Source organism: Streptomyces sp. NPDC000134 (assembly GCF_042899225.1).
In the GTDB taxonomy this organism is placed as follows: Bacteria; Actinomycetota; Actinomycetes; order Streptomycetales; family Streptomycetaceae; genus Streptomyces.
Map to the genome: position 1 here is coordinate 1 of NZ_JBIAZN010000011.1, position 25,906 is coordinate 25,906.

Below are 25,906 nucleotides of genomic sequence, written 5' to 3' on the forward strand. Positions count from 1 at the left end.
CCGCCGAAGACGGCGTCGAACTTCTCGCTCTGTATCTTCTCGGTCAACGGGAGGGTCTGGAGGGGGTTGCGGGTGCCGTCGGGGCGTTCCTTGAGGACACCGCGGTCGATGTAGTCCTGGACCAGGGCGACGTGCAGGCGCAGCCCGTGGGCGGCGACCACGCGGTCGCGGTAGTCCAGCACTTCGGGGAAGTTGTGTCCGGTGTCCACGTGGAGCAGGGAGAACGGCACGGGGGCGGGGGTGAACGCCTTCAGTGCCAGGTGGAGCATGACGATGGAGTCCTTGCCGCCGGAGAAGAGGATCACCGGCTTCTCGAACTCGCCCGCCACCTCGCGGAAGATGTGCACCGCCTCCGACTCCAGCGCGTCCAGGTGGGAGAGGGCGTACGGGCTGTCGGTCTCCTCGGTGCGGGTCACCGCGGTGGTCATACCAGTCCCCTTTCGCTGAGCAGGGCGTAGACCGCCGCGGCGGACTCCTGGACGGTCTGGTCCTGCGACTCGATCCGCAGATCGGGCGCGACCGGCTCCTCGTACGGATCGTCGACGCCGGTGAGCCCGGTCAGCTCACCGGCGGCCTGCCTGGCGTACAGACCCTTCACATCGCGGACGGAGCACACCTCGACCGGGGTCGCGACGTGTACCTCCAGGTACCCGGTGCCGCTCTCCTGATGGCGCTTGCGGACCGCCTCCCGGCTGTCGGCGTACGGGGCGATCACCGGGACGAGGGCCAGGACGCCGTTGCGGGCGAGCAGTTCGGCGACGAAGCCGATGCGCTGCACGTTGGTGTGCCGGTCCGCGCGGCTGAAGCCGAGGCCCGCCGAGATGAACTCGCGGATCTCGTCGCCGTCGAGGACCTCCACGCGGCGGCCCTCGGCGCGCAGCTCGCCGGCCAGTTCGTGGGCGATGGTGGTCTTGCCGGCGCTCGGCAGACCCGTGAGCCAGACGGTGGCTCCGCTCGTCACGTGATTCTCCTGAAGGTGGGGGGTCGACGTCATCCGTGCAGCCCGCACTCGGTCTTGGCGCGGCCCGCCCAGCGCCCGGCGCGGGCGTCCTCGCCCGGCAGGACCCGGCGGGTGCAGGGCGCGCAGCCGACGGAGGCGTAGCCGTCCATCAGCAGGGGGTTGGTCAGTACGCCGTGCTCGGCCACGTAGGCGTCCACGTCGTCCTGGGTCCAGCGGGCGATGGGGGAGATCTTGACCTTCTGCCGCTTCTCGTCCCAGCCGACGACCGGGGTGTCCGCCCGGGTCGGGGACTCGTCGCGGCGCAGCCCGGTCGCCCAGGCCAGATAGCCCCGCAGCCCCTCTTCCAGCGGCTGGACCTTGCGCAGCTTGCAGCACAGGTCGGGGTCGCGGTCGTGCAGCCTCGGGCCGTACTCGGCGTCCTGCTCGGCGACCGTACGGCGCGGCGTGAGCGTGATGACGTTGACGTCCATCACCGCCTCCACCGCGTCCCGGGTGCCGATGGTCTCGGGAAAGTGGTAGCCGGTGTCGAGGAACACCACGTCGACGCCGGGCTTCGCGCGGGCGGCGAGGTGGGCGACCACCGCGTCCTCCATCGAGGAGGTCACACAGAAGCGCTCGCCGAAGGTGTCGGCGGCCCACCGGAGGATCTCCAGCGCGGAGGCCTCCTCCAGCTCCTGGCCCGCCCGCTCGGCGAGCGCCTTGAGATCCCCGGTCGTACGCTCTTCCTGAGTAACCGTCATATCTGTTCCCCTCCTGAGGGGTCGGCCCGAAGCCCGCGGGCCAGCAGCCCGAGGAACTTCAACTGGAATGCGCGATTGCACGCCGCGCATTCCCAGGCGCCATGGCCCTCTTCGTTCGGACGCAGGTCCTCGTCGCCGCAGTAGGGGCAGTAGAAGGGCGCGGCCCGCTCGGTCACGACAGCGCCTCCTCGGAGGCACGCGCGGCCCACGTGGCGAACCGCTCGCCGTCCTGGCGCTCGGCCTGGTAGCGGCGGAGGACCCGCTCGATGTAGTCGGGCAGTTCTTCGGAGGTGACCTTCAGCCCGCGGACCTTGCGGCCGAAACCGGGGTCCAGGCCGAGCGCGCCGCCCAGGTGCACCTGGTAGCCCTCGACCTGTTCGCCCTCGCTGTTCACGACCAACTGGCCCTTGAGACCGATGTCCGCCACCTGGATACGGGCGCAGGCGTTCGGGCAGCCGTTGAGGTTGATGGTGAGCGGCTCGTCGAACTCCGGCAGGCGGCGCTCCAGCTCGTCGATGAGCTGGGAGCCGCGCGCCTTGGTCTCGACGATGGCCAGCTTGCAGAACTCGATGCCGGTGCAGGCCATGGTGCCGCGCCGGAAGGTGGACGGCCGCGCGGTGAGGTCCAGTGCCTCCAGGGACTCCACCAGCGAGTCGACCTGCCCCTCCTCGACATCGAGGATGATCATCTTCTGTTCGACGGTGGTGCGCACCCGGCCCGAGCCGTGCGCCTCCGCCAGGTCGGCGATCTTGGTCAGGGTGGTGCCGTCGACGCGGCCGACGCGCGGGGCGAAGCCGACGTAGTACCGGCCGTCCTTCTGCCGGTGCACGCCGATGTGGTCGCGCCAGCGGGCCACCGGCTCCTCGGGCGCGGGGCCGTCGATGAGCCTGCGTCCGCCGAGGTACTCGTTCTCCAGCACCTCGCGGAACTTCTCCGGACCCCAGTCGGCGACCAGGAACTTCAGCCGGGCGCGGTTGCGCAGCCGCCGGTAGCCGTAGTCGCGGAAGATGGACAGGATGCCCTCGTAGACGTCCGGCACCTCCTCCAGCGGCACCCAGGCGCCCAGCCGCACGCCCAGCTTGGGGTTGGTGGACAGGCCGCCGCCGACCCAGACGTCGAAGCCCGGCCCGTGCTCGGGGTGCCGGACGCCCACGAAGGCCACGTCGTTGATCTCGTGCACCACGTCGAGCACCGGCGAACCGGAGATCGCGGTCTTGAACTTGCGCGGCAGGTTCGAGTACGCCTTGTTGTTCAGCACCCGGCGCTTCATCTCCTCCAGCGCCGGGGTCCCGTCGATGATCTCGTCCTCGGCGATGCCCGCCACCGGGGAGCCGATCATCACGCGGGGCGTGTCGCCGCACGCGGTGACCGTGGACAGGCCGACGCCCTCCAGCCGGTTCCAGATCTCGGGCACGTCCTCGATCCGGACCCAGTGGTACTGCACGTTCTGCCGGTCGGTGATGTCGGCGGTGCCCCGCGCGAACTCCTGCGAGATCTCGCCGACCACCCGCAACTGACGGGTGGTGAGCCGGCCGCCGTCGATGCGGACGCGCAGCATGAAGTACCGGTCGTCCAGCTCCTCCGGCTCCAGGACGGCCGTCTTGCCGCCGTCGATGCCGGGCTTGCGCTGGGTGTAGAGGCCCCACCAGCGCATCCGGCCGCGCAGGTCGTTCGGGTCGATCGAGTCGAAGCCCCGCCGGGAGTAGATCGTCTCAATACGTGTCCGTACGTTGAGACCGTCGTCGTCCTTCTTGAACTGTTCGTTGCCGTTGAGCGGGGTGTGATGACCCACGGCCCACTGCCCCTCGCCACGGTGACGGCTCACCTTGCGGCGGGGAGTCGCGGCAGCGGGGTTCTGCGGGGTGGCGGCCATGGTTGACACGTCCTTCGGGACAGGCGGGAATCTACTCTGACCTGCGCGTACGGGCGCATGGGCATAGGTGCGCGGCGTCGCGCGGAAATCAGGCGTACGAGAGGGGGCCGGTGCTGCTGGAGAACTCTCAGCGCGCCGGACAGATGGCGCTGGACATGCGGCCGAGGTCGACGTGCCGCCGACTCACCAAGGCGATTCCGTATCCAGGCATGGCGGAAGCGTGGCACGGCGATCTGAACAGAGTCCAGCATTGTCCGAGATGCGGACACCCTTGTCTCGCTGGACGAGACAAGGGTGTTCTGGGTCACACATATCGGCCATGTCGGCGTCGTCGCAGGTCAGGCCGGATCGGCGGGGGTCGGGGGGTGCCGGGCGGGTCTCAGGCGGGGAAGGCTCCGGGCCAGGGTCCGGGGGTGGGTCCGGCCGGCTCCTCCTTGACCTCGGTATCGAACAGCCGGAAGCCCCGGCGCTGGTAGTTGGCCATCGCGTGCTCGCCGTCCTTGCTGCACGTGTGCAGCCAGACCCGCTTGGTCGGCGGCAGTTCCGGCCAGCGCTCCGCGAGGTCCCAGGCGCGGGCGGTGCCGTACGACAGCAGGTGGCCGCCGATGCCGCGGCCCCGGAAGGCCGGGATCAGGCCGAAGTACTCGATCTCCACCGATCCCTCGTCCCCGGGCGTCAGTTCCACGTATCCGGCGGGCGTGCCGTGGTCGTGGGCGACCCAGGTCTCCACGCCGGGCCGGTTCAGGTGCTGCTGCCACCGGGCGTAGGTCCAGCCGAGCCGGTCGGTCCAGTCGATGTCGCCGCCGACCGAGGCGTACAGGAACCGGCTGAACTCGGGGGAGGGCACCTCGGCGCGGACGATCCGGATGTCCCCCTCCGGGGCGGGCGCCGGGAGCAGGTCGCCGGGCGCGGTCTGCTCCAAGGACCAGGTGGTCACGGGGATGGTGGTCATGCCGGACACCCAATCATCCGCCCCGGACCTCTGTCGATCGCTCCCCGAGGCACCCCCGGACCCTGGCGACCGGCCCACGGCCCCGGACCCTGGCGGCTGCCCCACGGCCCCTGGCTACCGGCCTACGGCCCTCGGTTATCGGCCTACGGCCCCCGGCGATCGGCCTTCGACCCCCGGCCCCGGCCCCTGGCGACCGGCCCCGCGGCCCCCGCGCCGCCCCCGACCGCCGGACGACCGACCCCCGGATGACCAACGCCCGGACGGCCGGTCCCCGCGCCACCCCGACCGTGCCGGCGGACCCGCTACCCCAGCGCCCCCTCCACCGAGGACAGCGGCAGCGCGAACAGCATGCGGCCGGACTGCGACCAGATCTCGCCGGTCTCCGGCCAGTACGAGAGGGAGCCGGCCCGCCCGCTCCAGCAGCGCTGGGAGTGGTCGGCGCCGCACTCGGTGGTGTGCGCCCCGGCGGTGTTCTGCCGCCAGAGCGTCCCGCGCCCGTCCCAGGCACCGGCCGTGGTGCCCAGGTACCAGTCGGCCCGGTCGGCGCCGACCGGGCGGTGGGACAGCACCCCGCCGACCGCCGTGGCCCGGGTCTCGTACGCCTCCCGGGCGTCGACGTGCCCCTCGGCGTCGGCGGCGGGCAGGCCCCGGCGGGCCGGGTCGGTGCTGAGGGCGTAGCGCCACAGCCGGGTGGGCCGGCCGGCGTCCTCCGGCACCGACTCGCCCGCCACCAGGCTGACGGGCGAGGTCCCCCGGTCCAGGGAGAGCGCGGCGGGCCGGGCGGCGCCGGGCGCGGCTGACATCGCGTAGCCGGCGACGGCGGGCAGCACGTACCGCTCCCCGCCGGCCGCCCAGCCGCCGGGCACCCGGCCGACGGCGGCGCCCTCGGCGGTGGCGCGCTGGATGCGGCCCAGGTCGTAGACGTAGAGCGCGGTGCGGTCCCCGGCGCCCGCGGTGACCAGGAGTTTGTCCCGGTACCAGACCATGCCGGAGGCGGGGGAGGACAGCGCCCGGTAGTCCTGGCCGCCGTCGACGGGGACGACCAGCAGGGCCGAGGCGTAGGCCGGCCGGGCGGGGTCGTCGGCGTCGACGAAGGCGACCCGGGCCTGGCCCTGCCCGGCGGTGCCGTCGGCGCGGCTCCAAGCGGAGAGGATCACCCGGTGCCGTCCCCAGCGGCCGTCCTCGTCGGCGTCCCCCGAGGTGGTGACCGCGCCCGGGGACCAGCCCCGGGTGTCGGCGTCGGCGAAGCAGTAGGCGCGGGTGGCCGCCGGGGCGACGGGCAGTGCCTCGCGCTCCTCGCCGGTGCACCGGTCCTCGGTGCGCAGGGTGCGGTCGGCGTCGGCCAGGACGGTGCCGACGCCCACCGGGTCGCCCATCGCCGAGGCGAGCCGGCCGAGCCAGCGCCGGGGCACCTGGTGCTCGGTCAGCTCCAGCGGGGCGGTGTCGGCGGCGGCGGTGAGCGGTTTCAGGCCGCCGGTGTCCTCGACGACCTCGGCCTGGGAGGCGCTGATCATCGTGGCGGCGGCGGTGAGGGCCAGCGCGGCCCCGGCCAGGGACGCGCGCAGTGCCGTGCCGCGCCTGCGCCGGCGGTGTCTGCCGCGATGCGTCATAGAACCTCCACGGACGCCGTACCAACTGCGCCCGATGATCCTCGCGTTGACCGAGAAGCAGATGGGACGACCCGCAGCGATGCTACGGCAGACGGGCACGCCACGGGCGCGGACCCGGTGAATCGGGCGGAGAAACCGCTTTTACACCCCATGTGCGGGTGTGGTGACCGATCGCTGTCCGGTCACGACCGGTCCGGTCGAGTACGGGAGCAGGTCGCGCGGGTCGTCGGGGAGCAGCACCTCGACCTCCGCATCCTCGCAGAAACGATACGGCCGGTGTTCGAGCAGCCCGCCGAGGTACCGCCGCACCCGGGACATCTCGGCCCGTACGGTCACCGTGCGGCCCGGGTCGCCGAACATGTCCTCGGCCAGGCCCGCCGCGCTGCGGCCGGTGCGGTGCAGGCCCAGCAGATACAGCAACTCGGCGTGCCGGGGGCTGAGTCCGCGGGACCAGGAGCCCGCGTCGCCGCTGACCCGCACGCGCGGGCGGCGCGGCCGGGCGAGGTCCAGCTCGATCCGGGTCGCCCCGCCCGGCGCGGCCCGGCCGCCGGCCCGGATCAGCCAGCCGTCGGCCAGCGGCTCCAGCGTGCAGGCGCCGAGCGCGGGCAGTTGCCGCGGGCCCGGCGAGGGCGGCTCGGGCAGCCCGATCCGGCGGGTGTACGGCATTCCGGTCACCGCCGCCGTCCAGCCGTCCCGGTCCACCACCAGGGCCCGCCCGTCCAACCGGGCGAGCACCGGCGCCGCCACCGCGCGCAGTCGTTCCAGCGACCGCACGTGCAGGTCCCGCAGGGTGGCCTCGGCGAGCCGCGCCACCGAGGTGACCCAGGGCAGGGTGGCCGGGTGCATGGTCTCCAGCGGTCCGCTGACGTCGACCACGCCGAGCAGCTTCCCGTCGCGGGGGTCGCTGATCGGGGCGCCCGCGCAGGTCCAGACGGCGTGCGTGCGGACGAAGTGCTCGGCGGCGAAGACCTGGACGGGCCGCCGGGTGACCGCCGGGGTGCCCAGCCCGTTGGTGCCGACGACGTCCTCCCGCCAGTCCGCGCCCGGTTCGAACCCGAGGTCGTCGGCCATGCGGAGCACCGGGAGGCTGCCCTCCCGCCACAGCACCCGGCCCTCCTCGTCGGCGACCACCATGATGTGCCGGGCGGCGTCCGCGACCGTCAGCAGGCTCTCGCGCAGCACCGGCAGCACGTGCCGCAGCGTCGAGGTCCGCCGCCGCCGCTCCACCTCGTCCGCGGGCAGCGGTCCGGACGGCAGGCCCCGGTCGGGGTCGACGCCGCGGCGCAGCAGCCGCTCCCAGGACTGCTCGATCACCGGGCGCGGCGCGAGCGGCGCCCGCCCGCCGGAGAGCCTGGCGGAGCGGACCTCGCTGAGCATCCGGGCCGCGAGCGCCGCGTCCGAGGTGGCGATCCGTGCCACGTTCCCTTGCGTCACGTCCATCGGCGAGAGCGCCACTGGTCCTCGTCCTCCCCCTGAGACGGTCCGATCGCGAGACGGTCTGAAAAGACTCTTACGCGCACGTCCATACTGACCGCTCGCCCCCGCCCCCGGGCCACCCTCCGCGCGCAGTCGTCAGCAAGTTGCAACCTCCTGCAACTCTGGCGGGCGGCCCCCGGGAGGACCAGACTGGGGGCCGTGTCGCCTCCGAGCGGCGCCCGTGCCCTGAAACGGGCCCGTGAGACGGGGGTGGTGCCGTGTCGGCGCAGCACCACCCCCGTCGCCGCCCGTGCCGATCAGACCACCGGCCGGGCCCGCTCCACCACGGAGGCCAGATCGAGGGTGGCCGGAAGGGTGCCGAAGGCCGCCCCGCCGTCGCGGCCCAGGCGCCCGGCGCAGAACGCGTCGGCGACCTCCGGCGGCGCGTACCGCACCAGCAGTGAGCCCTGGAGGACCAGCGCGAGCCGTTCGGTGAGCCGTCGCGCCCGGCCCTCGGCGCCGGCCAGGTCGGCCAGGTCGGTCAGCAGGTCCCGGATCGCCGCGTCCAGCCGGTGGTCGGCGCCGCGCGCCGCGCCGACCTCGGTGAGGTAGGCGTCCAGTGCCGCCGGTTCCCGGCCGAGCGCCCGCAGCACGTCCAGCGCCTGGACGTTCCCGGCGCCCTCCCAGATCGAGTTCAGCGGCGACTCGCGCACCAGCCGGGGCAGCCCGGACTCCTCGACGTACCCGTTGCCGCCCAGGCACTCGGCGGCCTCCACCGCCACCGGCGGACAGCGCTTGGTCACCCAGTACTTGGCGGCCGGCACCGCCAGCCGCAGCAGCGCCCGCTCGGACTCGCCGCCGTCGTCGCAGGCCGCCGCCAGCCTCAGCGCGAGGGCGGTGGCCGCCTCCGACTCCACGGCGAGGTCGGCCAGGACGTTGCGCATCAGCGGCTTGTCGATCAGCTTGCCGCCGAACGCCTCGCGGTGCGCGGTGTGGTGCACGGCCTCGGCGACCGCCCGCCGCATCAGCCCCGCCGATCCGAGCACGCAGTCCAGGCGGGTCGCCGCGACCATCTCGATGATGACCGCGACCCCCCGGCCCTCCGCGCCGACCCGGCGGGCCCAGGTCCCGGCGAACTCGACCTCGGCGGAGGCGTTGGACCGGTTGCCCAGCTTCTCCTTCAGCCGCTGGATCAGGAACACGTTGCGGGTGCCGTCCGCCAGCACCCGGGGCACCAGGAAGCAGGTCGGGCCGCCAGGTGCCTGGGCCAGCACCAGGAAGCCGTCCGACATGGGCGCCGAGCAGAACCACTTGTGGCCGGTCAGCTCGTACGTCCCGTCCTCGGCCAGCGGACGCGCGGTGGTCGTGCCGGCCCGTACGTCGCTGCCGCCCTGCTTCTCCGTCATCCCCATCCCGAACAGCGCCCCCGCCTTCAGGTGCGCGGGCCGCAGCCCCCGGTCGTACACGGCGGACGTCAGCCGGGGCTCCCACTCGGCGGCGAGGGCGGGCTCGTGCCGCAGGGCGGGCACCGCCGCGTGGGTCATGGACAGCGGGCAGGTGGTGCCCGCCTCGACCTGCGTCCAGACCAGGAAGGCCGCCGCGCGCCGCACGTGCCCGCCCGGCCGGTCCCAGCCGCCGGTGAGCCCGGCGGCGACGCCCTTGCCGAGCAGCCGGTGCCAGGCCGGGTGGAACTCCACCTCGTCCACGCGGTGCCCGTACCGGTCGTGGGTGCGCAGCTCGGGCGGGTTCTGGTCGGCCTGCGCGGCCCACTCCCCGGCCTGTGCCGAGCCGCAGCTCCGGCCGAGCCCCGACAGTTCCTCCCGGGCCTCCTCGCGCAGCGGCGGCGGAAGGTGCCGGTCGACCGCCGCCGTCAGCGCCCGGTCGGCGGTGAAGACGTCGTACCCGGCCAGCGGCGGGGGCTGATTCGTCACGGTGTGGGTGCTGCCTGCCATGACGCGAACCTATCCCGCCCCGCCGCCCGGGGGCAGCCGAGCCCGTCCGCGGGTGAGTGCCGCCCCCCGCGGCGGATACCTTTAGGTCGTGCAGCCAGCAAGTGAATTCCCCGAGCGGCCGTCCGGACGGCTCCACCGGGCCCGTGCCCTCTACCGGAACGTCTCCAAGCGCAGGACCGCCTGGCTGCTGCTCAAGGACACCGTCAACTCCTGCATGGAGTACCGCATCCTGGGCCTGGCGGCCGAGGCGGCGTTCTTCACGCTGCTGTCGGTGCCCCCGCTGCTGCTGAGCGTCCTCGGCCTGATCGGCTACGTCGACCTGTGGATCGGCGCCGACACCGCCGACAGCCTGCGCGTCAACATCATGGACGCCTCCCGCACGGTGCTCTCCGAGCGCGGCGTGAAGCAGATCACCGAGCCGATCCTGGACGACGTGATGGAGGGCGGCCGGCCGGACGTCATCTCCATCGGCTTCCTGTTCGCCCTGTGGTCGGGCTCCCGCGCGGTGAACGTCTTCATCGACACCATCACCGTGATGTACGGCCTCGACGGCGTCCGGGGCATCGTGAAGACCCGGCTGCTCTCCTTCGGCCTGTTCGTCGTGGCGCTGCTGATCGGCTCGGTCGCGCTGCCGCTGATGGTGGCCGGACCGGACGCGGTGGTCCGGGTGGTGCCCTGGTCGACGACGGTCGTGCAGGTCCTGTACTGGCCGGTCGTGATCATCCTGTCGATCGCGTTCCTGACCACGCTGTACCACGTGTCGGTGCCGGTGCGCTCCCCGTGGATCGAGGACGTGCCCGGCGCGCTGGTCGCCCTCGCCATGTGGGTGCTGGGCAGCTTCCTGCTGCGGATCTACCTCACCAGCACCGTCGAGGGCCCCACCATCTACGGTTCGCTGGCCGCGCCGGTCGCGGTGCTGCTGTGGATCGGCGTGTCCGCGTTCGCCGTGCTGGTCGGCGCGGCGGTCAACGCGGCCATCGACCGGGTCTGGCCGGCCGCCGCCACCGCCGCCGCCCGCGAGGCCAACGAGCGCATCCGCCAGGCCCAGGTCGCCGAGTACGTGGCCCGCGCCGCCGCGACCGGCGAGGCGGACCCGGACATGCCGTCGGAGTTCCCCGAGCGCTGGTCCCGCTTCCTGCCCCCGGAGGACGTCACCTCCCGGCTGCGCACCCACGTCAAGGCCCCGCCCAGGGGCGGCGGCGAGGGCAGCCGGCCGCAGGACCACTGACCCGCAGTACCGTGACCCCGTGTACACGGAACGGGCGTCCCGGCTGACCGGCGCGGTCGTGTGGACCACGGTCCCGGACGGCACCGGCACGGGCCGGGTCCTGCCCGACGGCTGCATGGACCTGCTGTGGAACGAGGGGCGACTGCTGGTCGCCGGCCCCGACACCCGCGCGTACCTCCCCGGCGGCGCCGACGGCCGCTGGGCGGGCGTCCGCTTCTTCCCCGGCACCGCCCCCGCCCTGCTCGGCGCCCCCGCGCACGAGCTGCGCGACCGGCGCGTGGACCTCGCCGGCCTCTGGCCCGCCGGTGAGGTACGGCGGCTGGCCGCCCGGATCGACGCGGCGCCCGACCCGGCGCGCGCCCTGGAGGACCTGGCCCTGTCCCGGGCGGCGGACGCCGGACCGCCCGACCCGCTGACCCGCCGGATCGTGGCCGCCCTCGCCGAGGGCCGCCCGGTCGCCCGCACCGCCGACGGCCTCGGCCTGAGCGCCCGCGCCCTGCACCGCCGCTCCCTGGCCGCCTTCGGCTACGGACCGAAGACCCTCGCCCGGGTACTGCGCCTGCAACGCGCCCTCGCCCTGGCCCGCACCGGCGTCCCGCTGGCGGAGACCGCCGCCCGGACCGGGTACGCCGACCAGGCCCATCTCACCCGTGACGTACGGGCGCTGACGGGCCTGACCCCGACGGAGCTGCTGTGAACGGGCCGCGTCCTGGCGGCGCCGCCTCGGCGGAGCCTGTGTCGCCTGCCCGGTGCCGCGCGGGGAACTACACCCCTGTGGCGGCCGTCCTGGCGGCCTCGACCGCCGACGTGAAGTCGGGTGTGGCCCCGATCTGCGCGAGCAGCACGTTCGCCGCGTTGTAGCAGCGGAACGCTTCGATCTTCCCCTCACGGAGGTACCAGAGGTCCGCCGTCGGCACGTCGATACGGTTCCCGGTGGGAAGGATGTCGCCGGCCGGAGTCGGGAACGCGCCCAGATGCGTCCCCTGAATCCGCAGTTCGACGGCGACCACGTCACCGAGCACATGCACGGCGAGCAGCTCACGGTGGATGTCGGGGAAGACGGCGGCCAATCCCGCCAGCGCCTGGGGGATCTGGTCACCGCGGAAGGTCATCGAGTTCGGCACGTCGGTGAAGGTCCCGTCTTCGGTGAACAGGGCGCGGAAGCCGGGTCCGTCCAGGACGTCCCCTTCCGCCAGCCGGTATGCCTCGCGGACGACCTCTTCATTGCGTGTCACTTCTGTTCTCCTCGGTGCTTGGTGCCGCCGCTGGGGACAACCCCTGCGGCGCGCGTACGGCGCTCCCGTTCGACGGCGGTCTTTGATGATGAACGTCATCGAAACTCCTGTTATGATGAGCGTCGTCATTGAAAAGGTCAAGCCGGGAACGACGGCGGGAGGACTGCGATGCCGCGGATCACCAAGGAGGACAAGGCCCGCAACCGGCAGAACATCCTCGAAGCGGCGGGCCGCATGTTCCGCTCGCAGGGCATCGACGCTGTCGGCATCGCCGAGCTGATGAAGGAAGCCGGACTCACGCACGGCGGCTTCTACAACCACTTCGCCTCCAAGAACGACCTGGTGGTCGAGGTGTGCCGGGCCTCCTTCGCCGCGTCGCTCGAAAGCCTGGCCGGCATGATCGAGGACAGTCAGGACAAGGCCGGCCCTCCGCTGAAGCACGTCGTGGCCGGGTATCTGTCCCCAGCACACCGTGACGCCGAGAACGGCGTCTGTCCCTCCGCCTCCCTGGTCACCGACGCCGGACGGCAGAGCGAAGCGGTCCAGGGCGCGTATGCCGAAGGCGTCGAGGGCTATCTCACCGGCTTCGCCGCCGAGTTCCTGCGCGAGGCCGAGGAGAAGGGCCACCAGCTCGACCCGGCCGAGGCCCGTCGGAGGGCGATCCGCCTGCTCAGCGAAATGGTCGGCGCGCTGATGATCGCCCGTGCCGTACGCCACGTCGAGCCCGGACTCTCCGACGAGATCCTGGCGGCCGGCCGCAGTCACGCCCTCGACTGAGGCGACCCGCGGCCGCCCGCCCGACACCGGATGGGTGCGCGACTGGCGCGTTCTGCCGTCGGCGCCCTCCGGGAGTTCGATGGGGAAGTCACCCTCCAGCGGCGAACGCCTCTGGGACGGGCCCCGTGCTCGCCCGTTTCACCAGCCGTGTCGACAACTCCGTCCGGGTGCTCTCCGGACGGGCGCCGTCCATCATGCGCAGCAGCAGCCGCAGGGCCGTCGCGGCCATCTCCGACAGGGGGCGGCGTACGGTCGTCAGCGCGGGTGTCGCCCACCGCGCCTCCGGCAGGTCGTCGAAGCCGACCACGCTCATCTCCTCCGGCACCCGCATCCCCCGCTCCGCCAGCGCCTCGTACACCCCGAGCGCCATCGGGTCGGAGCAGACGAACACGGCCGTCGGCGGCTCCGGCAGATCGAGCAGCTCCCGCATCCGCCGCCGCGCCGCCCCCCGCTCCGCGCCCGCGTGCCGGACGTACTCCGGCCGCTCGGGCACCCCCACCGCCGTCAGCGCCGACCGGTACCCCGCGATCCGCGCGCCGCTCACCGGCGTGCCCCGCCGCCCGGCGATCACGGCGATCCGCCGGTGCCCCAGCTTCAGCAGGTGCTCGGTCGCCGTCACTCCGCCCTGCCAGTTCGCCGCGCCCACCGACACCACCCCCGGCGGCGGCTCCGCCACCGGATCGATCATCACGAACGGGACCCGGTGCTGCGCCAGCCACGCGTAGTGCGGCGCGGGCAGCTCCGCCACGTCGAACAGCACCCCCGACGACCCCCGCTCCGCGATCCGCTCCAGCCCCCCGCGCCCCCGGGCCGGACACGCCGACACCACCACCTCCAGACCCGCGTCGTACGCCGCCGCCTCCACCCCGTGCAGCACCGCGCCCGACGCGGAACTCTCCAGCGAGTGGACCACCAGGTCGACCAGCCGGGGCGCCCTCGTCGTGTCGAACCGGGGCCGGCGCACGTACCCGAGCCGGTCCAGTGCCTCAACGACCCGGCGCCGCGTCTCGGGCGCCACGTCCTCCCGGCCGTTGACCACCTTCGACGCGGTCGGCACCGAGACGCCCGCCTCCCGGGCCACCACCGCCAGCGTCGGCCCGGCCGCCGTGCTCGCACGCGCCGTACGGACCATCGGGCAACCACCTTCACAGAGAGCACGGGCAGGGCAGGGCACACCGTAGAAAGCGCTTCCTAATCTAGATCGGCTCCCTACCCGGCGGAATACCCCCGCACACCGAGGCGCTGTCCTGTAGCGGTACCGGTGCCGTGGAAGGGCTGGTGGGCACATGACGGCTGACCGGACGGACCCCGAGGTCGGCACCCCCTACGGCCTGGTGCGCGGCCGGTGGGAGCAGGGCGTCGCGGTGTTCCGGGGCATCCCCTACGCCGCCCCGCCCTTCGGCCCCCGCCGCTTCCGACCGCCCGCCCCGCCGGACCCCTGGGACGGCGTACGCGACGCGGGCGCCTTCGGCCCCACCGCCTCCAAACCCCCGTACTCCGAAGCCTTCGCCCGCTACCTCAGCGACCCCGACCTCCCCGGCGACGACTGCCTCAACCTCAACGTCTGGACCCCCGACCCCGCCCCCGGCGCCCGCCTGCCCGTCCTCGTCTGGCTGCACGGCGGCGCCCTGACCAGGGGCTCGTCCGACGTGCCGGTGTACGACGGCCGCACCTTCGCCCGGGACGGCGTGGTCTTCGTCTCCCTCAACTACCGCCTCGGCATCGAGGGCTACGCCCTCTTCCCGGACGCCCCCGCCAACGCCGGACTGCGCGACCAGATCGCCGCGCTGGAGTGGGTACGGCAGTCCATCGCCGCGTTCGGCGGCGACCCCGGCCGGGTCACCCTCGCCGGGCAGTCCGCCGGGGCCATCAGCATCGGCGCGCTCCTCGCCGCCCCCCGCGCCCAGGGCCTGTTCCGCCGGGCCGTCCTCCAGAGCGGCGCCCCCGAGGCCACCGACCGCGCCAAGGTACGGCGGATCGTCCGCCGCATGGCCAACCGGCTGAAGATCCCCGCCACCGCCGAGGCGTTCGCCGCCGTCGACCGCGGCCTGCTGCTCCGCGTCCAGGGCGAGGTCGGCCGGCTCAGCAGCCCCGTCCTCGGCGGTCCCGCCTTCGGCATCGTCGTCGACGACGACATCCTTCCCCGCGACCCCCTCGACGCGCTCGTCGCCGGGGACGCCGCCCCCGGCACCGACCTGCTGATGGGCTGGACCCGCGACGAGTACCGGCTCTGGCTGGTCCCCGGCGGCCTGCTGCAACGCGTCGACCGGCTCGGCGCGGTCGCCCTCGCGGGCGCGCGGGCCCGCTGCCGCTGCGGCCACGACGTCCCGCGCGGTTACCGCGCCCTGCGCCCCGACGCGGGCACCGCCGAGATCGTCGGCCAGATGATCACCGACCACCTGCTGCGCGTCCCGCTGCACCGCCTCGCCGACGCGCGGCCCGGCACGTCGTACGTCTACGAGTTCGCCTGGCCGTCCGGCCTGCCCGACCTCGGCGCCTGCCACTCCCTGGAACTGGGCTTCGTCTTCGACAGCGGCGACCTGCCGGACGCGCGGCGGCTCGCGGGGGAGGGGGCGCCCCGATCACTTGCCGAGGCGATGCACACGGCGTGGGTCCGCTTCGCCGCGACGGGCGACCCGGGGTGGGAGGCGTGGGACGCCACCCACCCCGTACGGATCTTCGACGGGGCCGGGTCGCCGCACACGGTACGGGGGCTGCGGGACCGGGAGGTGGCGCTCAGCGGGTCAGGCGGAGGAAGGCGGTCCAGGCTTCGGGGGTGACGGTGAGGTGGGGGGTGGCGGGGGTTTTGGAGTCGCGGATGTGGATGGCGGCGGGGTGGGCAGCGACTTCCACGCAGTTGCCGCCGTCGCTGCCGCTGCGGCTCGACTTGCGCCAGGTGAGGGCGACTTCGAGGCAAGCACCGCCCTCGCTTCCGCTGTAGCTCGACTTGAACCACTCAAGTGCCGTGCCGCTCATGCTTCTCCCAGAAGGTGGTCCAACATGGCCCTCGTGTCTTCCATGTTGAGGGCCTGCGTCCGCAGCATCGCATATTTCTGGGTCAGGATCCCGACCCCGTCGGGGTCAGCAACCAGGGTGCTCCCACGCTGGGTTTCGCTGTACCCGAGTCGCTGATGTTCGGGGGTTTCCAGGAGAATGAACGGACCGTCCAGCCCAGCGTGCGAGGTACGGTTGAGCGGCAGAATCTGAAGAGCGACCCCGGGTACATCGGCGTACTCCCGCAACTTGCGCACCTGATCGTCGTAGACCTCCTTGCCACCCAGGCAGTCGCGTAGCGCCGCTTCCCAGATGACGAAGCTGGTAGTCGGTGGCACCTTGCGGTGCAGGATCTTTTGACGCTCGATCCGTGAGGTCACTAGTTGTTCGATCTCGTCCTCGTCATAGACCGGTACGCGGCTGCGGAAGACCGCCCGTGCGTACGCCTCGCTCTGGAGCAGACCCGGCACGGCCAGTGCCTCGTACCACGAGATGGCGATGGCCTCGCGTTCTCGGTCCAGATACTCCTCCGCCCACAGCGGGACCAGGTCAACCTCCGGCATCCTGCTGACGGCAGTCGACAACGCACCCTTCGTACCGAGACGTTCATCAAGCTGCTCGGCGAGATCCGGCTTCAGGGGCCGTCGGCCTTGTTCGATGGACGCGATCTGCTGTTCACTGATGTTGAAGACCTCACTGAGGGACCTCTGTGTGTACCCCGCCGCCTCACGGTAGAGCGCGAGCAGCGCGCCCACCATCTTCATCGCGGACGTGTTCCGTCGAGTCGTGGCCATGCGGTCGAACTCCCCACCCACGTGCGTACCTTCACAGTGGCGGCCCCGTACGAAAATGCCGTACGGGCGCACGCACTGTTTGATGATGGCCACGGAGTGTGACTCTCGTCACGTGAATGGCAAAACTCCACCCTTGTTCCACGCACCTGCTCAGCGTGAGCGTTTCTACCGTCGTGAACGCCGGTCCGTGCCCGCCGCGCGGGAGTTCACGCGACGGGCGCTGGACGACTGGGGCGCGCGGAGGCGCGCGGACGACGTAGTGCTGTGTGTCAGTGAGCTGACGACCAACGCGTTGCTGCACGGCGTACCGCCGGGACGCGGCTTCCTGCTGCGGCTGCTGGCGTACGACGACGGACTGGTCCGGGTCGAGGTGCACGACAGCGGGGGCGGAGTACCGGCGGTGCGGGAACCGGGGGAGGGCGGACGCGGGCTGCTGCTGGTGTCGGTGCTGGCGGACAAGTGGGGGGTGGGGGAGCGGAGCCCCGGCAAGACGGTGTGGTGCGAGTTCGCGGAAAATTCGGGGGCGCCCGGGTGACGGGCGAGGAACCATGAGGCATGCGCCCTGATGACTGGTACCTCACCGAGGACGTCGATGAATTCCTGGCCCGCGCGGGGGACTTCCTGCACGCGCGCCCGGCGCTGCACTCCGTCGCGCTGACGGTGACGGAGGCGCTGCGGTCGCGGGGGCCGGACGCGTTCGGGGCCGAGGCCCCGGTTTTCGGTCTGCTGGAGGAGGAGGGCGAGGTGCGGGCGGCGTTCTTCCGCACCCCGCCCGCCGGGCTGAACCTGACGGCGGTGACCGGTGCGCAGGCCGACCTGCTGGCCGCGAGGCTGGCCGGCGCCGGTCACGTACTGCCCGGGGTGCGGTCGGAGGAGGCCGCCGCCGCCGTGTTCGCGCGGGCGTGGCGGCGGCACGCGGGTGCGACGCCCGTACTGAGGGAACGGCAGCGGCTGTACCGGCTGGGCACGCTGACGCCGCCGGAGCCGTTCCCGGAGGGCCGGGCGCGGTGGGCGGGGGAGCGGGACGCCGGACAAGTGGTCCGCTGGAACCGGGAGTTCATGGCCGCCGTGGGAGAGGACCCCCGGTCCGTGGACGAGCGGCGTGTCGGCCACCGGCGCTATGTGTTCTGGGAGACCCCGGACGGCACGCCGGTGTCGATGGCGGGCGTGAACCCGCCGGTCGCCGGCCAGGTCCGGGTCGGCCCGGTGTACACCCCGGCCCACTCGCGCGGACGCGGCTACGCGGGCGCGGTGACGGCCGAGGCGACCCGGGACGCGCTGGCCGAGGGCGCGAAGGAGGTCGTCCTCTTCGCGGATCTGGCCAATCCGACCAGCAACGCCCTGTACCGGCGCCTCGGTTACGTCCCGGTGGCGGACTTCGCCCTCTACGACTTCACGTAGAGGCGGCCCAGCGGCTCGGGGTCCGCCTCCAGCGCGGCGGCCTCGGCCTTCCAGGCGGTGTCGCCGGGGTGCAGGGTGTCGCGCAGGAAGGCGGTGCTGAGCCGCTGGACCAGGGCGACGCGGGCGGGGCTCTCGTCGGTGGTCTCGGCGACCCTCTCGCCCGGTATGCCGCCGAGCGAGTGCTCGGCCCCGAAGAGGGTGAGCAGCCTCTTGTCGCCGGGGCTGTGGGTGTAGCCGTCGGTGAACCAGTCCGGTCCGCGCGTGGACAGCGCGGAGTCGTCGCGGTCACCGGCGACGACGAGCGCGGGCGCGGTCATGGCGGAGAAATCCGGCCGCATGAACGGGAGATGCTCGGCGGCGAACGGCGTCAGGCTGTCCCCGAGCCCGGTCAGCGCCAGCAGCACACCCGTGCCGACCCGGGGGTCGGACAGGTCCTCTCCGGGCACCCCGTCGGAGTCGAGGACGCGTGCGCCCAGCAGGGTGCTCGCGGTCTGCGCGCCCCAGGAGTGCCCGGCGACGGCGATCCGGTCGCGGTCGACCCGCCCGGCGAGTCCGGGCACGGCGGCCTCCAGGACATCCAGTCCGTCCAGTACCCGCTTCAGATCATCGATGCGAAGCCGCCAGATCCGGGGCGTCCGGGGGTCGTCGGCGGGGATGCCGAGCGTGCGGGAGTCGAGGTGGGTGGGCCGCAGGACCACGAAGCCCTGGGCGGCCCAGTGGTCGGCCAGCGGCGCGTAACCGTCCATCGACCAACTGAAACCGTGCGAGAAGACGACGACGGGCAGACCGCTCCCGGTCGCGGGCGCGGACACCGCGACCTGGAGGTCCTCGCCGCGCCCCGGCGCGGGCAGGACCACGGGCTTGGCGGTGATCACCGCAGAGGAATGCGCAACAGACATGGAGGTGCCTCTCAGGCAGATAAACGGAACACTGCTCCGGTATGTCGAGGACGATACGGAGCGCTGTTCCGTTTTGCAAGCCGGGGAGGCAGGGGGATGTACGGGCCCCTGCCGACGTGGGCATGATGCAAGCCGGGGCGGTAGCGGCGTACGGGGGCGGCGCATGGTCGACGGCGTGCTGGATCTCCTGCGGTCCCGCTCGGTGTGGGTGGTGGCGGGCAACACGGGCACGTTCCTCGGCGCCCTGGCCGGGCTGGTGTCCTACTGGTCGCGTCCGCTGTCGTTCGCGGGCTGTGCCGTCGTCGTCCTCGTGTGCCTGGCCTGCCAGGCGGTCGCCCTGATCCCGGTCGTGCGGCCGGGACGGGCGCCCTGCGATCTGCATCAGAACCTGACGGTGGCCACCGTCTGCGGTTCCTGGGTCTTCGGGGTGTGTCCGGGCGCGGGTCTGCTCGTCCTCTTCGACGTGGACGTGGACAGCCCGCCGTGGGCCGCCCTGTTCCTCGCGGGTACGGCCCTGATGGTGGCCTGCGTCGCGGGCCTGATCACCGCGACGGCCGTCTCCGGCGGCACGGGGACACCGCACCCCGAGGGGGCCGGGCCGCCGGGTGTGCCCGACGTGGACACGGGCGGTCCGGACGGCGACTGAGCGGCTAGCGGGTGGCCGCGATCCGGGTGATCGTCCCGGGCCCGACCCGGCAGCACCCGCCGATCAGCCGGGCTCCGGCGTCCCGCCACCCCCGTACCCGCTCGGCGTCGAAACTGGAGCGCCCGGTCCAGTCGCGGGCGGCGGCGTCCCAGGTCTCCCCGCTGTTGGGGTAGGCGACGACCGGCTTGCCGGTCACCCGCGCCGCGACGGCCACGGCGTGCCCGACGTCCTCGGGGGCGCAGCAGTTCACGCCGACGGCGATCACCTCGTCGGCGTCGGCGGCGAGCCCGAACGCCTCCTCCAGCGACTGCCCGGCCCGGGTCCGCCCGCCGTCGACGGTGTACGACAGCCAGGCCGGCACCCCCAGCCCGCGCACCGCCCGCAGCAGCGCCGCCGCCTCGTCGGTGTCGGGCACGGTCTCCAGCGCGAGCACGTCGGGCCGGGCGGCGGCGAGCACCTCCAGGCGGGGCCGGTGGAACCGCTCCAGTTCACCGACGCCCAGCCCGTACCGCCCCCGGTACTCGGACCCGTCCGCGAGCATCGCCCCGTACGGCCCGGCGGACGCCGCCACCCACAGCGGCCGTCCGGCACCGGCCCGGCGGGCCGCCTCGCGGGCCAGGTCGACGCTGAGCGCCATCAGCCCGGCGGCGTCTTCCCGGCCGATCCCGCGCCCCGCGAACCCCTCGAAGGTCGCCTGATAGCTGGCCGTGATCGCCACGTCCGCCCCGGCCCGGAAGTACGCGAGATGCGCCTCGACCAGGGCCTCGGGCCGCTCGGCGAGCAGCCGGGCCGACCACAGCTCGTCACCGAGGTCGTACCCGGCCGCCGCGAGCTGGTTGGACAGGCCGCCGTCCAGGACGAGGGGGCGGGCGGCGAGTTCCTCTGCCAGGTGGGTGGACATGCTTCCGACGTTAGTCGCACTCCGCGAGGTGGCCGGTCAAGCCGTTCGCGCGTTGGCGGGCGCGCGTTTCCGGCGCTTACGGCCGCTGCCCGTGTCAGCCCTGTCGGGTGAGCCTGAGCAGGGCGTTGTAAGCCTCCTGGACAAGGTGATTGTCGCGTTGTGCGGCGGTGTTCGCCAGCGCCACCAGGGCGGTGCCGTGGGAGGGGCTGAAGCCGACGAAGGCGGTACCTCCGAAGGTTCCTCCCGCGTGGTAGCGGAGAGAGGTGCCGTCAGGCTGGGGGCGGATGTTCCATACGAGCGCGAGTCCGTTGCCGGGGGGCAGGCGGAGCCTGGGGCGCTGGACGTCGGCCAGAGCGGTGCGCAGGGAGGGGGGAACGGCGGCGGAGGCAGGATCGAGGAGTCCCTCGGCGAGGGTGAGCAAGTCGTGTGCGCTCGCCCGGGCGGCTCCCGCGGCAGCCATGCCGGGCATCCGGATGGGAGGTTGGGAGCGCCTGCGATGATAGCCGGCTGCCTGGGTGGTCCCTGGCGGCCCGGTGGGCGAGCAGTCGGTGTCCCGGAGTCGTAGCGGGTCGAGCACGCGGGCGGCGAGCAGGGCGGGATAGGGAACGCCGCCCGCCGTGTGCGCCAGGACCTGTCCCAGGAGGGCGACTCCGAAGTTGGAGTAGCGCACGCGTGTGCCGGGGCCGGCTCTCAGGCGGCTCCTGGGAAGTGCACGCAGCAGGTCGGCGGTGGTGAACACCTCGTAGGGGGGTGCCATCAGCCGCGGCATCACTGTGTGGAGCAGAAGGGGTGGCAGGTGAGGCAGACCGGGCGGGGCGAGGGGGAGGCCGGAGGTATGGGTGGCGAGGTGGGTGAGGGTGATCGCGGCACCACCCGTGGGCAAACCCGTTCCGGGGGGTAGGCGGTCGGCCAACCGGTCGTGGTGGCCGAGTTCGCCGCGGGCTGCCTGCTCGGCGAATAGCAGGGCGGTGAACGTCTTGGTGAGGGAGCCGATCTCGAAGCGCGTGTGCGCGTCGGCCCGCGCATCGTCGCGGTAGGCGATCCGGCCGCGCGCCACCAGCGCCCGGCGTCCGTCGCGGTGCAGCGCCACCGTCACCGCGCTCGCGCCGGGTGCCGCGGACAGGAGGGGGCGGGTCACCCGGCGCACCATGTCCGGGGGGAGCTGGTGATCCTTGGGGTCACCGGAGTACGAAACGGTCATCATGGGTTCCCCGACGAACCACCGCCGACATCGAGACTGCGGGCGAGCGCCAGTGTCATGGTGGCGGCGGCGACGAGAGTGGTGTGCTGATGGTCCTGGAAGCGGGTGACGGGGTCGTCCCCGACGGGCCGTCCGTCGCTCGGCATCAGCCCGTCCTCGTGCTGCTGTTCCGCCAGGCGCCGCAGGTCGTCGGCCGGGTCGTACGGTTCGTCCAGGCAGAGCCCGGCCAGCAGCAGTTCGGAGACCAGGTCCCACTGACGAGTCTCCGACCAGATGTCCAGCCAGACGGGCAGCCAGCGGGAGAAATATTCCGTCATGTCGTGTGGCATGCCGTCCGGTCGTCTGCCCCAGTCGGTGAGGTGGTAGACGGTGTGGGTGACGGCGTAACCGGTCGCCCAGTCGATCTGCCAGGGAACAGGGAGGTTGCCCAGCCAGGTCGCCCGGGTCAGCCGGTGCCATTCCGTGCCCTCCAGGCGGTGTCCGTGACCGGCCATGCGGAGGGCGTTGGCGACGGCGAGCCGCCGATTGGGTACGTGCTCAACGATTCGTGCGGTGCCGACGGCGGCGAAGTGCGGCAGCAGCCGCTCCATACCGGGATGCCGGAGCCCGGCCCCGGCGAGGTGGCCGTACAACTCCACGGGATCCGTGGCCAGGGGGTGGCGCAGCAGACGCTGGTAGAGAACGAGACCCTCGTCGAGTTCGGACCAGCAGAACTCCAGCAGCTCGCGGGCCAGTACGCGCTCCCGGCTGCCGGCGGCTCCGTGGTGCAGCACCAGACAAGCGGTCAGGGCCGTTTCACCGAGGGCTTTGTAGGTGTCCAGGCGCGTGTCGGGGTCCTCACCGGCCAGCGCGCCCAGCCGTCGGTGACGGTGCAGCCAGCCCAGGGCGCGGGAGCCGGCCGTGTGCGTGGTCCGGGCCGCGTCACCGCTCATCCGATCTCCAGATCGAGCAGTTGGCGGGCCAGGGCCACGTCCAGCAGGCACCGTCGGCCACCACCGCGCAGGGCGATGTCCTGTGTCAGCAGATCCACATCGAGACACGGTGGCACACCGTCCGCGGCGAGCCAGGCGAGCCAGCGCGTGATGCGTGCCGCAGTGCTGTAGTCACCCCGCAGGAGCGCACGCGTGGCGCCACGCGCCAGCGGCAGGGCGTTGCGCCGCGCGGCGTGGTGGACGGGACCGTCCAGACAGGGCAGGGCGAGCGAGGCCACCCGACCCATCCGCAAGGACCAGGGTACCCAGCCTTCACTCCGGCCTTCGGCGCCCGGGCCGGCGTCCACGCGGCGCGGCGCACCGGCGTCGCACCGCGGCGGGCCCGGCGGCGTGGTGCGGTCCGGGCCGGGGGCGGCGGGATCCAGGTGGTGCAGCACGCACGCGAGTCCCCAGTCCACCCATCTCAACTCCCAGGACCGCTCCCGCTCGCCCGCCGTCGGCGGGCTCAATCCAGCCGGTCGTGCAACGGGAAGGACCGCGCGGACGGCCTCCGACTCCTCCGGCGGCAGGGCCCGACCGGTCAGCGCGTACGGAGCGAGCACGTTGGCACCCAGCATGCGTACCGCGGTCGCCGCTACCGAGGTGGCGGATGCCGGCGACGCCGGCCTTCCGCCGGCGAACTCGTCGCTTTGCGCCGCGGCAAGCAGGTGCCGCGCCACCACACACCCGCTCTCGGTGCCCAGGAGGGCACCGAGAGCGGCGCGGGCCAGACGCTCCGCGGAATCACTGTGTACGGCGCGTGCCCGATCGGAGATCACGAGCACTCGGGGTCTTTCGGCTCCTTCGGGGACCAGACGACGTGGCCGGCGCATGCGGGACGGTACGCAGGCGCGTCACTCACCGCCGCCTCGGGAGCGGCCACCAGCTCCTCCAGCAACGGGGTGTCCACTGCAGCAGTCTTTTCCCTGAGTGTTTCGGTGAACAACATGGAATTCCTCCATCGGGGGAGAGTGTGGCTTTGAAGTGTTGGCTACCCGGCGGCTTCGCAATGAAACAAGTGAAAGCTGCGCGTTGTAAGGTCCGATTTGATGTTGATGCGAGCGCCGGAACGAGTCGACTCGGTTGCGGTATCCGCCTCAGGATTCCCGGTGATAACAACAGCCACTTACAGAACTCTGATCGGAATAACAGGTATTGCTATTCCCGCGCTGGGTGCAGGGAGAGTAATCTGCGGACTGTCACATCTGACCAGAGTGCTGGGAAAGGATCAAAGAATGTTCAAAACTTGCCGGAACAGGCGCGGCGTGTCTCCTGGCGGCGGGAGCCGTGATAGCCACCGCGGCCGCTCCCGCATCGGCGGAAACGGCGGCCGAGCCCCTCATCAACTGCCAGACGGCCACTCTGACAGGATTGGTGAGCACGTTCGAGGGGTGCGACAACGTCCAACTCGGTATTCACTTGAACGCCACGGTGCACGTCAGCCAGCCGGTCAGCATCACCTACTTCTGTACCAACCTCAACGTTCTGGTGCCGCTGCCCCCGCTCACCAGTATCAATGCCGTCGGGGTCAACTGCGCTCCGATCGGTTCCTGACGCCGGGACCTGCTAGTGCGTCGTCGCTTTGAGTGGACCTGAATGGTCCGGCGCCGGTCAGGTGGCGGATCGACGAGTGGCTGCCAGAGATGGTGGCGCCCCAGGCGCGGGCGATCGACAGCGTGTCGTTCTCCCACGTGACAGTGCGCCGACCGGCATTGCCAGCCGATACCCCAGGGCCGTCGGCGAACAGACGCACCGCCAGGCCGCGGCCGGAGCCCACGTCCTCACCGAACGCGTTTCCTGTCCGCTGTGGCGGCGGTTGTACCCGCCGCGGTACCGCCGCCCACACACGTCCCTCTTCCTCAGGATCTCGATTGGCTGTGCCCGCGAATCCCCACAGCGCCGTGACCCGTTACCGTCCCCTGCGTGTCCCTCGACTTCACGCACGCCGGCGGCACCTACGAGTTCAGCGGCAGCGGCAACCTCAACTGCCTGGGCGGCAGCAGTGACGGCACGGCAGCATCACCTGGAGCAAGCCGGGGACGTCGCCCTCGCGGTTCACGTTCACCAGCAGCCTGGCGCTGCGCCCGGACGGCACGACCGTCCTGGTGTCCACCGGCATCATCACCTCGGGCGACTTCGCGGGGCACACCCTCGTCGACACGGTCGTCATCACCAGTACGGACCTGCTGGCCTGCGCGACCCCCGGGGCCTCACCACCACCGCCGGGCCCTTCCTCGTCACCATCGTCTGAGGACGGTCGGGCGGTGGCCCTTCGAAGGAGGAGGAGGGGAACCGCCCGGCCGCCCCCGGCCGTCATCCCAGCACGGCGGTGATCCGCTGGAGCGGCACGAACTTGAAGTTCTGGTTGCCGCTGGTGCCGGGCGCGGAGTTCGAGCCGTCCTGGCAGACGAACATGCCCTGCGGGAAGGTGGTGCCCAGCGCGGACGCGGTGGCGTCGATGCCGTCGGTGTCCTCGCAGTCGTCGGCCGCGCTGCCGCCCACCACGGAGAACCGGCCGAGGTAGGCGCCGGAGGAGCGGTCGTAGGCGGTGTAGTCGTCGCTGCCCTGCGAGGAGACGAACAGCCGGTTCCCGGCGGCGGCGATGCCCTCGACGTCGGCGGTGAGGTGGCCGGAGGTCGCGGAGTCCAGCGAGGTGCGGGCGGTGCCGGCGGTGGGCTCGGCGCCGTAGACCCAGACGCCGGTGTCCTCCTCGCCGAGGTAGAGCCTGCCGGTGCGCTCGTCGGCGTAGCAGCCCTCGACGGCGTCACCCGCGTCGAACAGGCGGACGGAGGTGGCGGAGACGGTGTTGCCGCTGACGGCTATCTCCCACTGCTCCACCCGGCCGGAGGTGGAGTTGGGGTAGGCGTACAGCTTGCCGGACGAGGGGGAGCGGTACATGCAGATGCCGTGGGCGGTGACCTCGGTGGGGATGTCCCTGAGGTGGGTGAGCTTCCGGGTGGCGGGGTCGATGCGGTAGACGTGCATGGCGCCGTCGCCGTCCTCGGCCTCGTCGTCGGCGGAGACGACGATGTCGCCGCGCAGGTCGACGTTGTTGCCGTAGTCGCCGCTGATGCGCTGGAGGCGGGCACCGGAGAGGTCGTACACCTCCAGGGCGCCCTTCTTGTCGGTGGCGATGACGGCCGACTCGGCGGGGTCGGCGGGGTTGACCCAGATCGCCGGGCCGTCGGCGGCGTCGCCGCTGTGCGAGACGGGCGCCGTCTCCACGGTCGCCGTCACATCGAAGTCCACGGCGGCCGAGGCGGGCGAGGCGGCCTGGGCCAGCAGCGCCGCGGCGGCGAGAACGGCGGCGGTGACGCGAGTGGTGGACCTGGCGGTGAGCACAGGCGGACTCCTT

Annotated in this window: 30 protein-coding genes; 8 read left to right on the top strand and 22 right to left on the bottom strand. The window is 72.6% G+C overall.

Features of this window, described 5'->3' with window-relative positions; all coding sequences use genetic code 11:
- The 10 genes from ACFY32_RS17800 to ACFY32_RS17845 form a co-directional block, all read right to left on the bottom strand.
- On the bottom strand, nucleotides 1–428 hold a 428-nt coding region (locus tag ACFY32_RS17800), incomplete at its 3' end, for a phosphoadenosine phosphosulfate reductase family protein (protein ID WP_359198239.1).
- Complete coding sequence (gene cysC, locus ACFY32_RS17805) at nucleotides 425–961, bottom strand: adenylyl-sulfate kinase (RefSeq protein WP_390674658.1); 537 nt, start codon at nucleotides 959–961, stop codon at nucleotides 425–427. The genes cysC and ACFY32_RS17800, both read right to left, overlap by 4 nt.
- Nucleotides 962–990: 29 nt before the next feature.
- Nucleotides 991–1,701: a phosphoadenylyl-sulfate reductase gene (locus tag ACFY32_RS17810; protein WP_359198245.1), complete on the bottom strand. Its 711-nt coding sequence runs from the start codon at nucleotides 1,699–1,701 to the stop codon at nucleotides 991–993.
- Entirely contained in the window at nucleotides 1,698–1,877 is a 180-nt protein-coding gene (locus ACFY32_RS17815) for a hypothetical protein (RefSeq protein WP_359198248.1), read from the bottom strand. The genes ACFY32_RS17810 and ACFY32_RS17815 overlap by 4 nt, the downstream gene beginning before the upstream one ends.
- A complete protein-coding gene (locus ACFY32_RS17820) occupies nucleotides 1,874–3,574 on the bottom strand; it encodes a nitrite/sulfite reductase (protein WP_390674659.1) in 1,701 nt (566 codons plus the stop codon). The genes ACFY32_RS17815 and ACFY32_RS17820 overlap by 4 nt, the downstream gene beginning before the upstream one ends.
- A 127-nt stretch (nucleotides 3,575–3,701) precedes the next feature.
- Complete coding sequence (locus ACFY32_RS17825) at nucleotides 3,702–3,785, bottom strand: putative leader peptide (RefSeq protein ID WP_351056814.1); 84 nt, start codon at nucleotides 3,783–3,785, stop codon at nucleotides 3,702–3,704.
- 168 nt (nucleotides 3,786–3,953) lie between these two features.
- Nucleotides 3,954–4,526: a GNAT family N-acetyltransferase gene (locus ACFY32_RS17830; protein ID WP_359198254.1), complete on the bottom strand. Its 573-nt coding sequence runs from the start codon at nucleotides 4,524–4,526 to the stop codon at nucleotides 3,954–3,956.
- A 302-nt stretch (nucleotides 4,527–4,828) separates the two neighbouring features.
- On the bottom strand, nucleotides 4,829–6,136 hold the full coding sequence (locus ACFY32_RS17835; RefSeq protein ID WP_390674660.1) for a hypothetical protein: 1,308 nt from the start codon (nucleotides 6,134–6,136) through the stop codon (nucleotides 4,829–4,831).
- Between the two features lie 141 nt (nucleotides 6,137–6,277).
- The gene (locus ACFY32_RS17840; RefSeq protein WP_359198260.1) at nucleotides 6,278–7,591 is read right to left on the bottom strand and encodes a GAF domain-containing protein; all 1,314 of its coding nucleotides are present in this window, start codon (nucleotides 7,589–7,591) and stop codon (nucleotides 6,278–6,280) included.
- Between the two features lie 278 nt (nucleotides 7,592–7,869).
- Nucleotides 7,870–9,504, bottom strand: a complete 1,635-nt coding sequence (locus tag ACFY32_RS17845) for an acyl-CoA dehydrogenase family protein (protein ID WP_359198263.1) — start codon at nucleotides 9,502–9,504, stop codon at nucleotides 7,870–7,872.
- An 88-nt stretch (nucleotides 9,505–9,592) separates the two neighbouring features.
- Here ACFY32_RS17845 and ACFY32_RS17850 point away from each other — a divergent pair, with 88 nt between their 5' ends.
- Together ACFY32_RS17850 and ACFY32_RS17855 are read left to right on the top strand one after the other, a co-directional pair.
- Complete coding sequence (locus tag ACFY32_RS17850) at nucleotides 9,593–10,732, top strand: YihY/virulence factor BrkB family protein (RefSeq protein WP_359198266.1); 1,140 nt, start codon at nucleotides 9,593–9,595, stop codon at nucleotides 10,730–10,732.
- A 19-nt stretch (nucleotides 10,733–10,751) separates the two neighbouring features.
- On the top strand, nucleotides 10,752–11,429 hold the full coding sequence (locus ACFY32_RS17855; protein ID WP_390674661.1) for a helix-turn-helix domain-containing protein: 678 nt from the start codon (nucleotides 10,752–10,754) through the stop codon (nucleotides 11,427–11,429).
- A gap of 67 nt (nucleotides 11,430–11,496) precedes the next feature.
- Here ACFY32_RS17855 and ACFY32_RS17860 read toward each other — a convergent pair whose 3' ends face one another.
- Nucleotides 11,497–11,967, bottom strand: a complete 471-nt coding sequence (locus tag ACFY32_RS17860; protein WP_359198272.1) for a nuclear transport factor 2 family protein — start codon at nucleotides 11,965–11,967, stop codon at nucleotides 11,497–11,499.
- Between the two features lie 168 nt (nucleotides 11,968–12,135).
- On the opposite strand from ACFY32_RS17860, the gene ACFY32_RS17865 reads away from it, so the two are divergent.
- Complete coding sequence (locus tag ACFY32_RS17865; protein WP_359198275.1) at nucleotides 12,136–12,744, top strand: TetR family transcriptional regulator; 609 nt, start codon at nucleotides 12,136–12,138, stop codon at nucleotides 12,742–12,744.
- Nucleotides 12,745–12,832: 88 nt separating this feature from the next.
- Here ACFY32_RS17865 and ACFY32_RS17870 read toward each other — a convergent pair whose 3' ends face one another.
- Nucleotides 12,833–13,876: a LacI family DNA-binding transcriptional regulator gene (locus ACFY32_RS17870; RefSeq protein WP_390674662.1), complete on the bottom strand. Its 1,044-nt coding sequence runs from the start codon at nucleotides 13,874–13,876 to the stop codon at nucleotides 12,833–12,835.
- Nucleotides 13,877–14,030: 154 nt separating this feature from the next.
- Here ACFY32_RS17870 and ACFY32_RS17875 point away from each other — a divergent pair, with 154 nt between their 5' ends.
- Nucleotides 14,031–15,524 carry a carboxylesterase/lipase family protein gene (locus tag ACFY32_RS17875; RefSeq protein WP_390674663.1) on the top strand — a complete coding sequence of 498 codons (1,494 nt, stop codon included), beginning with the start codon at nucleotides 14,031–14,033 and terminating at the stop codon, nucleotides 15,522–15,524.
- On the opposite strand, the gene ACFY32_RS17880 is transcribed toward ACFY32_RS17875, so the two are convergent.
- On the bottom strand, nucleotides 15,481–15,720 hold the full coding sequence (locus tag ACFY32_RS17880) for a DUF397 domain-containing protein (protein WP_390674665.1): 240 nt from the start codon (nucleotides 15,718–15,720) through the stop codon (nucleotides 15,481–15,483). The genes ACFY32_RS17875 and ACFY32_RS17880 overlap by 44 nt on opposite strands.
- A complete protein-coding gene (locus ACFY32_RS17885; RefSeq protein ID WP_390674782.1) occupies nucleotides 15,717–16,532 on the bottom strand; it encodes a Scr1 family TA system antitoxin-like transcriptional regulator in 816 nt (271 codons plus the stop codon). Before ACFY32_RS17885 ends, ACFY32_RS17880 begins: the two co-directional genes overlap by 4 nt.
- An 85-nt stretch (nucleotides 16,533–16,617) precedes the next feature.
- On the opposite strand from ACFY32_RS17885, the gene ACFY32_RS17890 reads away from it, so the two are divergent.
- Together ACFY32_RS17890 and ACFY32_RS17895 are read left to right on the top strand one after the other, a co-directional pair.
- On the top strand, nucleotides 16,618–17,067 hold the full coding sequence (locus ACFY32_RS17890; protein ID WP_359198286.1) for an ATP-binding protein: 450 nt from the start codon (nucleotides 16,618–16,620) through the stop codon (nucleotides 17,065–17,067).
- A 20-nt stretch (nucleotides 17,068–17,087) separates the two neighbouring features.
- On the top strand, nucleotides 17,088–17,933 hold the full coding sequence (locus tag ACFY32_RS17895; RefSeq protein WP_390674666.1) for a GNAT family N-acetyltransferase: 846 nt from the start codon (nucleotides 17,088–17,090) through the stop codon (nucleotides 17,931–17,933).
- Here ACFY32_RS17895 and ACFY32_RS17900 read toward each other — a convergent pair.
- Nucleotides 17,918–18,832: a chlorophyllase gene (locus ACFY32_RS17900; RefSeq protein WP_359198292.1), complete on the bottom strand. Its 915-nt coding sequence runs from the start codon at nucleotides 18,830–18,832 to the stop codon at nucleotides 17,918–17,920. The two genes, ACFY32_RS17895 and ACFY32_RS17900, sit on opposite strands and share 16 nt — an antisense overlap.
- A gap of 175 nt (nucleotides 18,833–19,007) precedes the next feature.
- Here ACFY32_RS17900 and ACFY32_RS17905 point away from each other — a divergent pair, with 175 nt between their 5' ends.
- Nucleotides 19,008–19,478: a hypothetical protein gene (locus ACFY32_RS17905; RefSeq protein WP_359198295.1), complete on the top strand. Its 471-nt coding sequence runs from the start codon at nucleotides 19,008–19,010 to the stop codon at nucleotides 19,476–19,478.
- Between the two features lie 4 nt (nucleotides 19,479–19,482).
- Here the strand turns inward: ACFY32_RS17905 and mmuM are convergent, their stop codons facing one another.
- The 5 genes from mmuM to ACFY32_RS17930 form a co-directional block, all read right to left on the bottom strand.
- Nucleotides 19,483–20,379, bottom strand: a complete 897-nt coding sequence (gene mmuM, locus ACFY32_RS17910) for a homocysteine S-methyltransferase (RefSeq protein WP_390674667.1) — start codon at nucleotides 20,377–20,379, stop codon at nucleotides 19,483–19,485.
- A gap of 94 nt (nucleotides 20,380–20,473) precedes the next feature.
- Nucleotides 20,474–21,580 (bottom strand): serine hydrolase domain-containing protein, encoded by a 1,107-nt coding sequence (locus ACFY32_RS17915; protein WP_359198301.1) that lies wholly within the window; start codon nucleotides 21,578–21,580, stop codon nucleotides 20,474–20,476.
- Nucleotides 21,580–22,512, bottom strand: a complete 933-nt coding sequence (locus tag ACFY32_RS17920) for a DUF6895 family protein (protein WP_359198304.1) — start codon at nucleotides 22,510–22,512, stop codon at nucleotides 21,580–21,582. The genes ACFY32_RS17915 and ACFY32_RS17920 overlap by 1 nt, the downstream gene beginning before the upstream one ends.
- Complete coding sequence (locus ACFY32_RS17925; protein ID WP_359198307.1) at nucleotides 22,509–23,336, bottom strand: hypothetical protein; 828 nt, start codon at nucleotides 23,334–23,336, stop codon at nucleotides 22,509–22,511. The genes ACFY32_RS17920 and ACFY32_RS17925 overlap by 4 nt, the downstream gene beginning before the upstream one ends.
- Nucleotides 23,327–23,500, bottom strand: coding sequence for a hypothetical protein (locus tag ACFY32_RS17930; RefSeq protein ID WP_359198310.1), 174 nt, complete (start codon nucleotides 23,498–23,500; stop codon nucleotides 23,327–23,329). The genes ACFY32_RS17925 and ACFY32_RS17930 overlap by 10 nt, the downstream gene beginning before the upstream one ends.
- Before the next feature lie 338 nt (nucleotides 23,501–23,838).
- Here ACFY32_RS17930 and ACFY32_RS17935 point away from each other — a divergent pair, with 338 nt between their 5' ends.
- The gene (locus ACFY32_RS17935) at nucleotides 23,839–24,105 is read left to right on the top strand and encodes a hypothetical protein (protein WP_359198313.1); all 267 of its coding nucleotides are present in this window, start codon (nucleotides 23,839–23,841) and stop codon (nucleotides 24,103–24,105) included.
- A 427-nt stretch (nucleotides 24,106–24,532) separates the two neighbouring features.
- Here the strand turns inward: ACFY32_RS17935 and ACFY32_RS17940 are convergent, their stop codons facing one another.
- Nucleotides 24,533–24,721, bottom strand: coding sequence for a hypothetical protein (locus ACFY32_RS17940; protein ID WP_359198316.1), 189 nt, complete (start codon nucleotides 24,719–24,721; stop codon nucleotides 24,533–24,535).
- Nucleotides 24,722–24,864: 143 nt separating this feature from the next.
- Entirely contained in the window at nucleotides 24,865–25,893 is a 1,029-nt protein-coding gene (locus tag ACFY32_RS17945) for a phytase (protein WP_359198319.1), read from the bottom strand.
- Between the last annotated feature and the right edge of the window lie 13 nt (nucleotides 25,894–25,906).

Bases quoted from the DNA above. Each gene is read 5' to 3' on its own strand.
- ACFY32_RS17810 (WP_359198245.1), bottom strand. From the start codon at position 1,701: ATGACGGTTACTCAGGAAGAGCGTACGACCGGGGATCTCAAGGCGCTC.
- ACFY32_RS17820 (WP_390674659.1), bottom strand. From the start codon at position 3,574: ATGGCCGCCACCCCGCAGAACCCCGCTGCCGCGACTCCCCGCCGCAAG.
- ACFY32_RS17825 (WP_351056814.1), bottom strand. From the start codon at position 3,785: ATGCCTGGATACGGAATCGCCTTGGTGAGTCGGCGGCACGTCGACCTC.
- ACFY32_RS17830 (WP_359198254.1), bottom strand. From the start codon at position 4,526: ATGACCACCATCCCCGTGACCACCTGGTCCTTGGAGCAGACCGCGCCC.
- ACFY32_RS17835 (WP_390674660.1), bottom strand. From the start codon at position 6,136: ATGACGCATCGCGGCAGACACCGCCGGCGCAGGCGCGGCACGGCACTG.
- ACFY32_RS17845 (WP_359198263.1), bottom strand. From the start codon at position 9,504: ATGGCAGGCAGCACCCACACCGTGACGAATCAGCCCCCGCCGCTGGCC.
- ACFY32_RS17865 (WP_359198275.1), top strand. From the start codon at position 12,136: ATGCCGCGGATCACCAAGGAGGACAAGGCCCGCAACCGGCAGAACATC.
- ACFY32_RS17870 (WP_390674662.1), bottom strand. From the start codon at position 13,876: ATGGTCCGTACGGCGCGTGCGAGCACGGCGGCCGGGCCGACGCTGGCG.
- ACFY32_RS17875 (WP_390674663.1), top strand. From the start codon at position 14,031: ATGACGGCTGACCGGACGGACCCCGAGGTCGGCACCCCCTACGGCCTG.
- ACFY32_RS17880 (WP_390674665.1), bottom strand. From the start codon at position 15,720: ATGAGCGGCACGGCACTTGAGTGGTTCAAGTCGAGCTACAGCGGAAGC.
- ACFY32_RS17885 (WP_390674782.1), bottom strand. From the start codon at position 16,532: ATGGCCACGACTCGACGGAACACGTCCGCGATGAAGATGGTGGGCGCG.
- ACFY32_RS17890 (WP_359198286.1), top strand. From the start codon at position 16,618: ATGGCCACGGAGTGTGACTCTCGTCACGTGAATGGCAAAACTCCACCC.
- ACFY32_RS17895 (WP_390674666.1), top strand. From the start codon at position 17,088: ATGCGCCCTGATGACTGGTACCTCACCGAGGACGTCGATGAATTCCTG.
- ACFY32_RS17900 (WP_359198292.1), bottom strand. From the start codon at position 18,832: ATGTCTGTTGCGCATTCCTCTGCGGTGATCACCGCCAAGCCCGTGGTC.
- mmuM (WP_390674667.1), bottom strand. From the start codon at position 20,379: ATGTCCACCCACCTGGCAGAGGAACTCGCCGCCCGCCCCCTCGTCCTG.
- ACFY32_RS17915 (WP_359198301.1), bottom strand. From the start codon at position 21,580: ATGACCGTTTCGTACTCCGGTGACCCCAAGGATCACCAGCTCCCCCCG.
- ACFY32_RS17920 (WP_359198304.1), bottom strand. From the start codon at position 22,512: ATGAGCGGTGACGCGGCCCGGACCACGCACACGGCCGGCTCCCGCGCC.
- ACFY32_RS17930 (WP_359198310.1), bottom strand. From the start codon at position 23,500: ATGTTGTTCACCGAAACACTCAGGGAAAAGACTGCTGCAGTGGACACC.
- ACFY32_RS17940 (WP_359198316.1), bottom strand. From the start codon at position 24,721: ATGACGACCGTGTCGACGAGGGTGTGCCCCGCGAAGTCGCCCGAGGTG.